The organism is Hydrocarboniphaga effusa AP103 (genome assembly GCF_000271305.1).
Lineage (GTDB): Bacteria > Pseudomonadota > Gammaproteobacteria > Nevskiales > Nevskiaceae > Hydrocarboniphaga > Hydrocarboniphaga effusa.
The window spans coordinates 109,084-121,780 of record NZ_AKGD01000004.1 but is presented as its reverse complement, the minus strand read 5'-3'; the positions used below and the strand labels follow the sequence as shown (position 1 = coordinate 121,780).

Genomic DNA, 12,697 nt, shown 5'->3' with positions numbered 1-12,697 from the left:
GAGGAGTGTCTGTCTGATGCATGGGAAGCCTGTTGACGGTCTGAAATGAGCTTAACTGAAATCCACAATGGCCGATAGCTTTAATTATCGGCCATTGTGGATTCGGGTATTCTCAGGCTTTACCGTCACGCGTTACAAATATTCGCGAACATTTTCGAATACTTCAGACAAGCCGCCGATCGACGGACTTCAGATCAACCCGCATCCTCGAACCGGCCCTGATCTCGATTCTTGCGCACCTTGTGCGGATCGAACACGCGGCCATTCATCGTCAGGTAGACGCCGGGCGCTGCGCTCATCAGGGTTCCGAGCGCGAAGCCGATGTTGAAGATGGCATCGGTCTCGAGAAAGCGCGCCGGCTGCATGGCGCCGGTGAAGACGACGGTTCTGGCGCCGACGTCGCCGAGGTGCCGGGCCGTCAGGGCCATGGTGTCGGTTCCGTGCGTCACCAGCACGCGATCGCAGGCGCTCGCGAGCACGGCCTGTCTAACGGCCTCGCGGTCGGTGTCGTCCATTTGCAGGCTGTCCTTGCGCATGAGCGGCGTGACCACGAAATCGACCACGCCTGCGCCGGCCAGCACGCGATGAATCTGCGGATCACCGATCTCGAACTGGCTGGCTGCGTCGAAGTAAACCTTGTCGATGGTGCCGCCGACGGTGATGACGTTGAACGCTGGCATTGAAGAAACTCGCAGTGACGTGGTGGCGATGTTAGCGCGCCACGGGCCGAACGCACCCAATGCTGGACAATGTTCAGACACGAGTCATCGCCCGGGCTTTCTGATTGCGCCATTGCAAGCTTAACCAACGAGGAAACCATGCGCGCATCGACGGTAAAAAAGGCTCCCACAACCACTCCGGCGCGCCCGACCGAATCGATATTCGATGCGCTTCGCGAGAGCCACGAGCGGCAGCGCGCCTTGTGTCGTCAGCTGCTGCGTTCCAAGCCGCACACGGCGGACCGCCTGTCGATATTCACCGCGCTGCGTATCGAGCTGGCCGCCCACGCGGCGGCCGAAGAGCGTCATCTGTACGTTCCGATCCTGATGGACGATCGTGGACTTTCGCCCGCACGGCACGCGCTGCACGAACATCATCAGATGGACGAACTCGTCGAAGACCTGCAAGTCACCGATCATTCGGGCGCATCGTGGATGGCCACCGCCAAGCAGCTCTCCCACAAGGTTCATCATCACCTGCGCGAAGAAGAGAAGAAGTTCTTCCAGTCTTCGGGAAAGATTCTCGACGATGCCCTCAAGATGCGCCTGGCCAAGCGCTATCGTCGGGAACACGCGCGCATGGTGCGCAGCCTGCAGAAAGCCTAGAACGCGGCTCGACGCTCGACTCCCTGCCCCGCGGTTCGCCACCCTGCCGCGAGAGCGTTAGGCGGTCAGACAGCTTCGACGCGCATCATGCCGGCTCGCCTGCGAGCCCGAAACATGGAATGGATTCCACCGGCTTTTGCCGCCCGCCGACTGTGCGCAACGCCGTGCTCGATGCTGTGCGTCGTCCTGCTGCTGAGCGGCTGCGACGGGCCGCAATCGAGCTTCGTCCACGCCGGCGAGGATGCGGCGACGATAGGCCGCCAGTTCTGGGTCATGATTGGCGGCGCGGGCCTGATCTGGACCCTCGTCATGGGCCTGGCGCTTTACGCGATGCTGCTGCGGCCCGAGCGCCGGCATGGCCGTCATGTGAGCTTCTGGGTGATCGGCGGCGGCGTGGCGTTCCCCAGCATCGTATTGGCAGCCTTGCTGATCTGGGGCCTGTCGACCATGCCGGGCCTGCATGCGCCGACGCGTGACGCCTCTGCCGATCGCATCGAAGTCTCGGGCGAGCGCTGGTGGTGGCGTGTGCGCTACGTGTCGGCCGACGGCACGAGCGTCGAATCCGCCAACGAAGTGCGCCTACCGCTCGGCGAGCGCATCGATATCGAGCTCGTGAGCCCGGACGTCATTCACTCGTTCTGGATTCCGTCGCTCGGCGGCAAGCTCGACATGATTCCGGGCCGGCGCAACCGCTATTCGCTCAAGGCGACGCAGCTCGGCGTGTTCAACGGCGTCTGCGCCGAGTATTGCGGAACCGCGCATGCGCAGATGCTGTTCAAGGCCGTGATCATGCGGCGCGACGAATTCGAGCATTGGAAGCGTGCGCAGGCCGAGCCCGCGATCACGCAAACCGGCAAGGGCTTCGACGCCTTCGTCGCCAACGGTTGCGGAGCCTGCCACACCATCAGAGGCACGCAGGCCACAGGTTTCATCGGCCCCGATCTGACGCACGTCGGAGGGCGACTGAGCCTCGGTGCCGGCATCCTGCCGATGGACGCGGCCGCACTGACGCGCTGGATCACGCACACCACGCAAGCCAAGCCCGGCGTGCTGATGCCGGACTACGCGATGCTGCCGCCCGACGAGATCAAGGCGATCGCGCACTACCTGAGCCGCCTTCAATGAACGCATCCGACTCCGCCGACATCGAGCGTCAGCGCGCGCAGGAAGCGCGTCTGCAGGCGGTCTGGGAAGTGGCCAAGGGTTGGCGCTACTGGCTGTCGGTCAACAACTCGCAGGTCGGCGTCTGGTACACGCTCACGGCCTTCGCGTTCTTTCTGTTCGCAGGCGTGCTCGCCCTGCTCATGCGCGTGCAGCTCGCCCTGCCCGGCAACGACTTTCTTTCGCCCGACACCTACAACCAGGCCTTCACGCTGCACGGCTCGGTGATGATGTTCCTGTTCGCGGTGCCCATCTTCGAAGCCTTCTCGATCCTGATCCTGCCGCAGATGCTGATGGCGCGCGATCTGCCGTTTCCGCGGCTGTCGGCCTACGGCTACTGGAGCTTTCTGATCGGCGGCGTGTTCGTCTGCGGCTCGATCTTCTTCGGTGCCGCGCCCGACGGCGGCTGGTTCATGTATCCACCGCTCGCGACGCAGTATTCGCCCGGCCTGGGTCCGGACATCTGGATGCTCGGGCTGTCGTTCATCGAAGTCGCCTCGATCGCCGCGGCGGTCGAACTGATGGTCGGCATCCTCAAGTGCAGGCCGCCGGGCATGCGCATCCACATGATGCCGCTGTATGCCTGGTATCTGCTCGTGGTCGCCGGCATGATCCTGTTCGCGTTTCCGCCGCTGATCGTCGGCGATCTGCTGTTCGAGTTCGAACGCCTGCTCGACTGGCCGTTCTTCGATCCGTCGCGCGGTGGCGATCCGCTGCTCTGGCAGCATCTGTTCTGGATCTTCGGCCACCCCGAGGTCTACATCGTGTTCCTGCCGGCGATCGGGCTCGTCGCGATGATCGTGCCGACCTTCGCGCGCACGCCGCTGGTGGGTTACACCTGGATCGTGCTTGCGGCCGTCGGCACCGGTTTCATCAGCTTCGGCCTGTGGGTGCATCACATGTTCACGACGGGCATGCCGGGCATTTCGCTCGCCTTCTTCAGCGCCGCGTCGGAGGCCGTTGCGATTCCGACCGGCGTGCAGATCTTCTGCTTTCTCGCGACGATCCTGAGCGGCGGTTTCGTGCGCAGCGTGCCGATGCTCTACGTCGCAGGCGCTCTGGCGATCTTCGTGTTCGGCGGCCTGACCGGCGTGATGGTGGCGCTCGCGCCGTTCGACTTCCAGGCGCACGACACCTACTTCGTCGTCGCGCACCTGCACTACGTGCTGATCGGCGGCATGGTGTTTCCGATCATCGCCGCGTTCCATTACTTCTTCCCGATCGCGGCCAATCGCCTGCTCTCCGAGAAGCTCGGCAAGATCGCGTTCTGGTTCATGTTCGTCGGCTTCAACGTGGCGTTCCTGCCGATGCACGTGACCGGGCTCGCGGGCATGCAGCGGCGCGTCTACACCTATGCGCCGGGCATCGGCTTCGACGCGCTCAATCTGGTCTCGACGATCGGCTCGTTCGTGCTCGCGTTCGGCATCGCGATCTTCGTCTGGGACATGCTCTGGCCGTGGGGACGCAAGCACAAGCCGGTGCCGAACAATCCATGGAAGGCCGGCACGCTCGAATGGGCCGAGCCGATTCCGAATCGGGACTGGGGCGTGCGCAGCATTCCGCAGATCGAGAGCCGCTATCCGTTGTGGGACCAGCCGGCGCTCGCGCGCGAAGTCGCCGAAGGCCGCTGGTATCTGGCCGATGCCCCCGAGGGCAAGCGCGAAACGCTGGTGACGACGACGATCGACGCGCAGCCTGTGCAATGCCTGCGCACGCCGGGGCCCACCGCGATCTCGATGATCGCGGCCGCGGCTACCGGCGGTGTCTTCATCTTCACGACCTATCACTGGTGGTGGGCGGCCGGCACCAGTGCGGTGCTTGCGCTCGCGAGCATCCTGTACTGGCTGTGGACCGGCACCGCACTGATTCCCGAGCAGGACGAGAAGGACGTCGGCCGCGGCCTGCGCCTGCCGATCTATGTCTCGGGACCGACCTCGGCCGGCTGGTGGGCGATGTTCATCACCCTGGTGGGCGACATGACCGCGTTCGCGAGCCTGGTGTTCGGCTACTTCTTCTACTGGACGCTGCATGCGGACTTTCCGCCGCGCGACATCGCCGGGCCGGGCCTGCTGTGGCCGCTCACGGGCGCAGCCTGCCTGCTGAGCGCCTGGCTGCTGGTGATCGCTGCGCGCGCTTTCAACTCGGCCGATCGTGCAGCCGCTTATTACGCGGCGATGATCACCGCTGCGCTGCTGAGCCTCGCGGGCTTGGCGGCGCTGCTCGCGGCCCCGCTGAGCCACGACATGGACCCGAGCGCACACGTCTATCCGGCCGTGGTCTGGCTCATGGTGATCTGGGCCGGTATCCACATCGCGATCGGGCTCGTCATGCTGCTGTACTGCATCGCCCGGCGCGCGGCCGGGCGCATGACTGCGCGCTACGACATCGACATCCACAACGTCACGCTGTACTGGCATTTCCTCGCGATCACGATCTTCGTCACCGTGGCCGTGATCGCCGGGTTTCCGGAACTGTCCGTGTCGACGCCATGACGCCCGATCCGCACGCGCATCGTCTGCCCGAGCATCACGAGAGCCTGTGGCGGCTCATCGTCGCGCCGGCGTTGTGGGCCCTGCACTTCCTGGCCTGCTATCTGACCGCGTCCATCTGGTGCGCCAAGGCCGGACTCGCGGCCACACTCGCGCCCGCGCGCTGGGCGATCGTCGTCTACACGCTGCTTGCGCTGATCGGAATCGCGCTGACCGCACGCTCGGGCCTGCGCCGGCATCGGCGCGTTCCGGGGGCGCTGCCGTTCGACGAGCCCACTGCGCTCGATCGCCATCGTTCGCTCGGTTTCGCGACGGTGCTGCTGAGCGGCCTGTCCGCACTCGCGACGATCTTCGTCGCCCTGCCCGCGCTGTTCTTCCCGCAATGCGGATGAGGCTCACAGTCACGCTGTGCGGATGCGGCGTGCTCACGCTGGTCTGGTGCACGAGCCTGCTCGACGCGCTGCCGGCCTTCACCGCGCACATGCTCATGCACATGAGCGTGGTCGCCGTCGCCGCCCCACTGATCGCGATCGGCCTCGCAGGTTCGCACTTCGATCCCGCCTTGCGCTGGGCCTGGCTGCTCGCACCGCTGCCTGCCTCGGCGCTCGAACTCGTCATCGTCTGGGCCTGGCATGCGCCGCTGCTGCACCACTACGCCCGACACGACGCGATCGGCAAGACGCTCGAACAAGGCTCGTTCCTGCTCGCGAGCCTGCTGGTCTGGCTGTCGGCCTGCGGCGGCGAGCGATCGACGCGTCGCCTGCGCGCCGGTAGTGGCATCGCCGGGCTGCTGATGACCTCGATGCACATGACCCTGCTCGGTGCCCTGCTCGCGCTGACGCCGCGCACGCTGTATTCGCACGGACACGCGCACACCGCGGGCGGCGGTCTCGACGCGCTGCAGGATCAGCACCTGGGCGGCGTGATCATGCTGCTGGCCGGTGGCATCAGCTACGCGATCGGTGCGCTATGGCTGCTCGCGGGCCTGCTGCGCCCGCACGTGACCCGCGAGTTGCGCATATGAGACGCCTGCTGCTCTGGCTCGCCGAAAAGCCGTGGCAGCGGCTCGGCCTGCTCGCCATCGCCGCGCTGTTTCCGGCGGGCGCACTCGCCCTGCTCATCGCGGCCTCCGGCCTGGTTCCGATCGCGGCGAGCGACGGGCACTGGCGCATCACCGACTGGTTTCTGCACTACACGATGCAGCGTTCGGTTGCGCTCAGAGCGCCGGCCGAGCAGCCGCCCGCCGCCACACGCCAGCGCCTGCTGCGCGGCGCCGGCGCCTACGAGCTCAGCTGCGTGCTCTGCCACGGCGCTCCGGGGCGTCCACAGGCGCCGTTCTCGCTGGCGATGACCCCGCCCACGCCTTCGCTGGCTTGGAAAGTCGGCGAATGGAGCGATCAGCAGCTGTTCTGGATCGTGCACAAGGGCGTCAAGTACACCGCGATGCCGGCTTGGCCCGCAGCGAGCCGAGAGGACGAAGTCTGGGACATGGTGAGCTTTCTGCGCGAGCTCGGCACGATGTCCAGCGAACGCTATGAAGAACTGGTGTTCGGCTCACCGCAGCAACGCACGCCGGTCGCCGCGCCCGAGGATCTGCGTGACACCGTCGACGTCTGCGCGCGCTGTCATGGCGAACACGGCAATGGCCGCGACGGTGCGTTTCCGCGCCTCGCCGGACAGCAGCGTGCGTATCTTCTCGAAAGCCTGCGTGCCTACGCATCGGGCCGACGACAGGGGGGCGCGATGCAATCGGCGCTGGCCGGGCTGTCGGACGGCACGCTGCGGCAGCTCGCGGATCACTACGCGGCGCTGCCCGCGACATCCGTCGATCACGACATCGGCGACGGCGACGTGCAGCGCGGATCCCGCATCGCAGACGAGGGCCTGCGCGATCGGCGTGTGCCGGCCTGCGGCAGTTGCCATGAGCCGAACCGCCCGCGCAGCGCGAGGATTCCGACGCTCTCGGGCCAGCCTGCGGAGTACCTCGCGCAGCAACTGCGCCTGTTCAAGCAGCAGCGACGCGGAGGCAGCGATCATGCGCATCTCATGCAGCCGGTCGCATCAGGGCTCGAAGACGCCGACATCGACGCCGTCGCCGCCTATTACGCCTCGAGGCAACCGTGAAGCTCCCGAGTCGATCGGCCAGGCGCGCAGATCCGATCCATATTTCGCGCTACCCGATTCACGCGCGGTCTTGTTGTTCGCTTCTACCGTGAATGTCCATTCGAGAGCTGCGGGAAACCTCATGGACGGCGCATCAGCCAAGCTTGCTGTCGGTCTTCTGGGCACGTGGCATTCGAGTGGCGGAGCGCGATGCACCTGCCTCGCGCCCTGTGGCCCGGACGGGAGCTGAGCATGCCCGGCAAGACGCGCAAGCCTTCTTTCAAACCCTACACTGGCCCCGCGGGTGGCTGGGGATCGGCGAAATCGGTCAACCAGATCCTGCGGCACGAGCGGGTCTACATCGAGGGCGCAAAAACCCTCATCGAGCAGAACCGCCCCAAGGGCTTCGCCTGCGTGAGCTGCGCCTGGGCCAAACCGGCCAAGCCGCACGCGCTCGAGTTCTGCGAGAACGGCGCCAAGGCGACGGCCTGGGAGATCACGCCCAAGCGTGTCGGCGCGGAGTTCTTCGCGCAACACCGCCTGAGCGAGCTCGAACAGTGGTCGGACTACGAGCTCGAAGCGCAGGGCCGCCTGACCGAGCCCCTGCGCTGGGACGCGGGCAGCGATCGCTATCTGCCCGTGAGCTGGGAACAGGCTTTCGCGGAGATCGGCGCCGAACTGCGCGCGCTCGATCCGCAGAGCGCGGTGTTCTACGCATCGGGCCGCGCCTCGCTCGAGACGGCCTACCTGTGGGCGCTCATGGCCCGGCTCTACGGCAACAACAACCTGCCGGACAGCTCGAACATGTGCCACGAAAGCACATCGGTGGGCCTTGCGCAGAGCATCGGCGTGCCGGTGGGCACCTGCACGCTCGAGGATTTCAACCAGACCGACTGCATCCTGTTCTTCGGCCAGAACGTCGGCAGCAACAGTCCGCGCCTGCTGCACGACCTGCAGCAGGCTGCGCGGCGCGGCGTGCCGATCATCACATTCAATCCGCTGAAGGAACGCGGGCTCGAACGCTTCCGCAATCCGCAATCGCCGCTGCAGATGCTCGGCGCGCCGGCCACACGCATCAGCTCGCAATACCATGCGGTCAAGGCCGGCGGCGACACCGCGGCCATTCTCGGCATCAGCAAGGTCCTGCTGGACCTCGACGACCGCGCGCGCGCGGCCGGCGAACCGCGCGTGCTCGACGTCGATTTCATCGCCACGCACACGCAGGGCTTCGAAGCCTACGCCGACTGCGTGCGTGGCACGGGCTGGAACGAGATCGAAGCCGCGAGCGGCCTGTCGCGCGCCGCGCTCACGGAGGCCGCAAGCGTCTACGCCAAGGCCGACAAGGTCATCGGCGTCTACGGGATGGGACTCACACAGCATCGGCTCGGCGTGCAGAACGTGCACATGATCACGAACCTGCTGTTGCTGCGCGGCATGATCGGCAAGCCCGGCGCCGGCGTATGTCCGGTGCGCGGGCATTCGAACGTGCAAGGCCAGCGCACCGTCGGCATCACCGAGAAGCCCGAGATGGTGCCGAACGACAAGCTGCGCGAGCTCTACGGCTTCGAACCGCCGATGCGCAAGGGACTCAACACGGTCGAAGCCTGCGAAGGCATGCTCGACGGCTCGGTGCGCGCGTTTCTTTCGCTCGGCGGAAACTTCATGCGCGCGATTCCGGATACACAGGTGATGGAACCGGCCTGGCGGCGCCTGCGACTGTCCGTGCAGATCGCCACCAAGCTCAATCGCAGCCACGTGATCCATGGCGAGATCGCCTACCTGTTGCCCTGCCTCGGGCGCATCGACATCGATCGACAGAGCGGAGTCGAACAGGTGGTGTCGGTCGAAGACAGCACCGGCTGCATGCACGGCTCACGCGGACAGGTCGAACCGCCCGGCCCGCTCGTGAAATCCGAACCCGCGATCGTCGCCGGCATTGCGCAGGCGACGCTGGCTGCGAATCCGAACATCGATTGGGTCGCCTGGAGCAGCGACTATTCGAAGATTCGCGATGCGATCGCGGCGACGTATCCGGAAATTTTCCACGGCTTCAATGATCGACTGTGGGAACCCGGAGGCTTCCATCGTCCGCTGCCGGCTCGCGAGCGAAGATGGAAAACCGACAGCCAAAAAGCGAACTTCTTCGCGCCGCAGTCGCTGGACACCGATCCGGACATGCCGCTCGATGCGCGTACGCAGGTTCTGCGCCTGATCACGCTGCGCAGCAACGATCAGTTCAACACCACGGTCTACGGCTACGACGATCGCTTCCGCGGCATCGTCGGCACGCGCATGGTGTTGCTGATGAACATCGCGGATATCGAGAGGCTCGGCTTGGCCACCGGCGCGCTCGTCACCGCGAGCACGTGGGCGCACGATGGGATCACGCGGGAAATCTGCGGGCTTCGCGTCGTCGCCTACGACATTCCGTCGGGTTGCTGCGCGGGTTACTACCCCGAGCTCAATGCCCTGATTCCTCTATGGCATCACGCGCAAGCCAGCAAGGTTCCGGCCGCCAAGTCCATTCCCGTCCGCATACGCGCGGCCAGCTGATCCACAAAAAAAGCCGCTCCGGAGAGCGGCTTTCTTCAACTGAGCTCAAGTGTCCTGCGATCAGACGACCGCCTCGCGATTGGCCATGAGACCCGAAGTCTTGTCCGCCGAGCGCTCCTCCTGCGGACGCTCGACTTCCCAGCTGTAACCCGAGCCGCGATACGTGGTGATCGGCGAGATCGATCCATCCGGATCGAGCTTCTTGCGAAGACGTCGCACGAAAACCTCGATGACGTTGCTGTCGCGCTCTTCGTCGCCGCCGTAGAGAAAATTCGACAGCGCATCCTTGGACAGCACCTTGCCCGCATGCGTGACCAGATGCTCGAGCAGGTTGTATTCGTAGCTCGTCAGCTCCACGGGCTGGCCGTTGACGCTGACCGACTTCGCCGCGGTATCGAGTGCATACGGACCGCTCTGCAGCACCGACTTGGTCTGCGTGTTCGAGCGGCGCAGCAGCACCTTGACGCGGGCGACGAGCTCCTCCTTCTGGAACGGCTTGACCAGATAGTCGTCCGCTCCGGCTTCCAGCCCTTCCACCTTCGACTGCCAGCCGTCACGGGCGGTCAGGATCAGCACCGGATACGCACGTCCGGCGCGCCGCACCTGGCGAATGATGTCGATGCCCGACACGTACGGAAGCCCCACGTCGACGACCGCGACGTCGATGCCGTCCTGCGTCGCCACGTCGATTCCGCTGCGGCCATCGTGCGCGCCGATAACCTCGAATCCGGCCTCGGCCAGGCAGCCCGAAATGTTGTCTCTCAGCTTAACGTCGTCTTCGATTACGAGTGCCCGCACAGTTCCTCCGTGATTCGATAACAAGATGATGAACGGATGAATAACCGTCTTGAAATGAGCTTGGACTGAACAGAGCTGTTTCCACAGGTGCACAGTCGCGCAGGGGATCGAGCGAACCGGGGCTTCGCGCAGACCCGCGAGCCGGCGAATCGATCGCCCAGGCATGGCGGATGCTGATGAGCGGCTTACATTCGACACGGACCCGCGCACATGAAAACCAAGTCCATCGCGACCCGCCAGACCGCCCTGATCACGGGCGCCAGCAGCGGCATCGGCTACGAGCTCGCCAAGCTGTTCGCCAGGGACGACCACGATCTCGTGCTCGTCAGCCGCATGGCGCCGATGCTCGAACGCATCGCGCGTGAGCTCAAGCGTGATTGCGGCGTGCACGTCACGATCATCGCCAAGGACCTGTTCCGCCCCGAAGCCGCGCAGGAGCTCTACGACGAGATCAGGGCCGCAGGCATTACCGTGGACTATCTCGTCAACGACGCAGGGCAAGGGGCGTACGGAAGATTCGCGGAGACCGCGCTCGATCAGGAGCTCAGCATCATCCAGCTCAACGTCACCACGCTCGTGGTGCTGACCAAGCTGTTCCTGCGCGACATGCTCGCACGCGACAGCGGTCGCATCCTGCAACTCGCCTCGATGGTCAGCAAAACGCCCTCGCCCTACCAGGCCGTCTACGCGGGCACCAAGGCCTTCGTCTACAACTTCACCCAGTCGGTCATCGATGAGCTCAAGGGCACCAACGTGACGATGACGGCGCTGCGCCCCGGCGCGACGGATACCGACTTCTTCAACAAGGCCGGTGCCGAGGACATGTGGGCCGTGCAGCACGACAAGCTCGGCCCCGCCGATGCGGTCGCGCGCGACGGCTACGAGGCGCTCATGGCCGGCCGCCCGGCGATCGTCAGCGGACTGCAGAACAGGATCATGGACGCGGTCAGCAATGTGATTCCCGATCAGGCGGTCGCCCGCGGCATGCGCAAGCTGGATCAGCCCGCGCGCAAGACGCGCCACTGAACGCGGCGCGGCATCGGGAACGCCGCTTGCGGTAAACCGCGGCTCTCGTTCCAACCCAAGGACAATCACATGAAAGCACTCTGCTGGCACGGAAAGAAGGACATTCGCTACGACACCGTTCCCGACCCGACCATCGAGCACGGCCGCGACGTCATCATCAAGGTGAGCAGCTGCGCGATCTGCGGCTCCGACCTGCATCTCTACGACGGCTTCATGCCGACGATGCAGCATGGCGACATCATGGGCCACGAGTTCATGGGCGAAGTCGTCGAAGTCGGATCCGACAACAAGCGGCTCAGGGTCGGCGACCGCGTGGTGATTCCGTTCACGATCATTTGCGGCGAATGCGAGCAGTGCAAGCGCGGCAACTTCTCGGTCTGCGAGCGCAGCAATCGCAACAAGGAAATGGCCGACAAGGTGTTCGGCCACAGCACGGCCGGCCTGTTCGGCTACAGCCATCTGACCGGCGGCTACGCGGGCGGCCAGGCCGAGTACGTGCGCGTGCCCTTCGCCGATGCGAGCGCCGTGAAGATTCCCGATGGGCTGACCGACGAACAGGTGCTGTTCCTCGGCGACATCTTTCCGACCGGCTGGCAGGCCGCCGCGGCCTGCGAGATCGAACCCACCGATACGGTCGCGATCTGGGGCGCCGGCCCGGTCGGACAGTTCTGCGTGCGATCCGCCGTGCTGATGGGCGCCAGGCAGGTGATCTGCATCGATCGCGTGCCCGAGCGCCTGAGCATGGCCGCGGCCGGCGGCGCGATTCCGATCAACTTCGACAACGAGAGCGTGCTCGACCGGCTCAACGAACTCACGCAGGGCAAAGGGCCGGAGAAGTGCATCGACGCCGTCGGCCTCGAATCGCATGCGACGCGCTCGCTCGACAGCCTCTACGATCGTGCCAAGCAGGCCGTGATGCTCGAAACCGACCGGCCGCACGTGCTTCGCGAAATGATCTACGTCTGCCGGCCGGCCGGCATCCTGTCGGTGCCGGGCGTCTATGGCGGGCTCGTCGACAAGCTGCCGTTCGGTGCGCTCATGAACAAGGGCCTCACCGTGCGCACGGGTCAAACGCATGTGAACCGCTGGACCGACGATCTGCTGCGCCGCATCGTCGAAGGCCAGATCGATCCGTCGTTCGTGATCACCCACACCGCCCCGCTCGAACAAGGCCCTGGCTTGTACAAGACCTTCCGCGACAAGGAAGACAGCTGCATCAAAGTCGTGCTGAAGCCCTGATGG

Annotated in this window: 11 protein-coding genes; 9 read left to right on the top strand and 2 right to left on the bottom strand. The window is 65.3% G+C overall.

Going from position 1 to position 12,697, the window contains the following annotated elements; genetic code table 11:
• Positions 1-194: 194 nt before the first annotated feature.
• The gene (locus WQQ_RS19885; protein WP_007187057.1) at positions 195-680 is read right to left on the bottom strand and encodes an asparaginase domain-containing protein; all 486 of its coding nucleotides are present in this window, start codon (positions 678-680) and stop codon (positions 195-197) included.
• A 138-nt stretch (positions 681-818) separates the two neighbouring features.
• Between WQQ_RS19885 and WQQ_RS19880 the strand changes: the two genes are divergently transcribed.
• The 7 genes from WQQ_RS19880 (at position 819) to WQQ_RS19850 (ending at position 9,631) form a co-directional block, all read left to right on the top strand.
• Positions 819-1,325 (top strand): hemerythrin domain-containing protein, encoded by a 507-nt coding sequence (locus WQQ_RS19880; RefSeq protein ID WP_007187056.1) that lies wholly within the window; start codon positions 819-821, stop codon positions 1,323-1,325.
• A 171-nt stretch (positions 1,326-1,496) separates the two neighbouring features.
• Positions 1,497-2,450 carry a cytochrome c oxidase subunit II gene (gene coxB, locus WQQ_RS19875; RefSeq protein WP_007187055.1) on the top strand — a complete coding sequence of 318 codons (954 nt, stop codon included), beginning with the start codon at positions 1,497-1,499 and terminating at the stop codon, positions 2,448-2,450.
• A complete protein-coding gene (gene ctaD / locus WQQ_RS19870; protein WP_007187054.1) occupies positions 2,447-4,978 on the top strand; it encodes a cytochrome c oxidase subunit I in 2,532 nt (843 codons plus the stop codon). Before coxB ends, ctaD begins: the two co-directional genes overlap by 4 nt.
• The gene (locus WQQ_RS19865; protein WP_007187053.1) at positions 4,975-5,367 is read left to right on the top strand and encodes a hypothetical protein; all 393 of its coding nucleotides are present in this window, start codon (positions 4,975-4,977) and stop codon (positions 5,365-5,367) included. Before ctaD ends, WQQ_RS19865 begins: the two co-directional genes overlap by 4 nt.
• A complete protein-coding gene (locus WQQ_RS19860) occupies positions 5,364-5,999 on the top strand; it encodes a cytochrome c oxidase assembly protein (RefSeq protein ID WP_085943164.1) in 636 nt (211 codons plus the stop codon). Before WQQ_RS19865 ends, WQQ_RS19860 begins: the two co-directional genes overlap by 4 nt.
• Positions 5,996-7,099 carry a c-type cytochrome gene (locus tag WQQ_RS19855; protein WP_007187051.1) on the top strand — a complete coding sequence of 368 codons (1,104 nt, stop codon included), beginning with the start codon at positions 5,996-5,998 and terminating at the stop codon, positions 7,097-7,099. Before WQQ_RS19860 ends, WQQ_RS19855 begins: the two co-directional genes overlap by 4 nt.
• 231 nt (positions 7,100-7,330) lie before the next feature.
• Complete coding sequence (locus tag WQQ_RS19850; protein WP_040455378.1) at positions 7,331-9,631, top strand: FdhF/YdeP family oxidoreductase; 2,301 nt, start codon at positions 7,331-7,333, stop codon at positions 9,629-9,631.
• A gap of 60 nt (positions 9,632-9,691) precedes the next feature.
• Here the strand turns inward: WQQ_RS19850 and WQQ_RS19845 are convergent, their stop codons facing one another.
• Complete coding sequence (locus WQQ_RS19845; protein WP_007187049.1) at positions 9,692-10,429, bottom strand: response regulator transcription factor; 738 nt, start codon at positions 10,427-10,429, stop codon at positions 9,692-9,694.
• A gap of 210 nt (positions 10,430-10,639) precedes the next feature.
• Between WQQ_RS19845 and WQQ_RS19840 the strand changes: the two genes are divergently transcribed.
• Positions 10,640-11,455, top strand: coding sequence for an SDR family NAD(P)-dependent oxidoreductase (locus WQQ_RS19840; protein ID WP_007187048.1), 816 nt, complete (start codon positions 10,640-10,642; stop codon positions 11,453-11,455).
• 69 nt (positions 11,456-11,524) lie between these two features.
• Positions 11,525-12,694, top strand: a complete 1,170-nt coding sequence (locus WQQ_RS19835) for a zinc-dependent alcohol dehydrogenase (protein ID WP_007187047.1) — start codon at positions 11,525-11,527, stop codon at positions 12,692-12,694.
• Positions 12,695-12,697 lie beyond the last annotated feature (3 nt).

Bases quoted from the DNA above. Each gene is read 5' to 3' on its own strand.
- WQQ_RS19850 (WP_040455378.1), top strand. From the start codon at position 7,331: ATGCCCGGCAAGACGCGCAAGCCTTCTTTCAAACCCTACACTGGCCCC.
- WQQ_RS19880 (WP_007187056.1), top strand. From the start codon at position 819: ATGCGCGCATCGACGGTAAAAAAGGCTCCCACAACCACTCCGGCGCGC.
- WQQ_RS19860 (WP_085943164.1), top strand. From the start codon at position 5,364: ATGAGGCTCACAGTCACGCTGTGCGGATGCGGCGTGCTCACGCTGGTC.
- WQQ_RS19840 (WP_007187048.1), top strand. From the start codon at position 10,640: ATGAAAACCAAGTCCATCGCGACCCGCCAGACCGCCCTGATCACGGGC.
- coxB (WP_007187055.1), top strand. From the start codon at position 1,497: ATGCTGTGCGTCGTCCTGCTGCTGAGCGGCTGCGACGGGCCGCAATCG.
- WQQ_RS19885 (WP_007187057.1), bottom strand. From the start codon at position 680: ATGCCAGCGTTCAACGTCATCACCGTCGGCGGCACCATCGACAAGGTT.
- WQQ_RS19835 (WP_007187047.1), top strand. From the start codon at position 11,525: ATGAAAGCACTCTGCTGGCACGGAAAGAAGGACATTCGCTACGACACC.
- WQQ_RS19855 (WP_007187051.1), top strand. From the start codon at position 5,996: ATGAGACGCCTGCTGCTCTGGCTCGCCGAAAAGCCGTGGCAGCGGCTC.
- WQQ_RS19865 (WP_007187053.1), top strand. From the start codon at position 4,975: ATGACGCCCGATCCGCACGCGCATCGTCTGCCCGAGCATCACGAGAGC.
- ctaD (WP_007187054.1), top strand. From the start codon at position 2,447: ATGAACGCATCCGACTCCGCCGACATCGAGCGTCAGCGCGCGCAGGAA.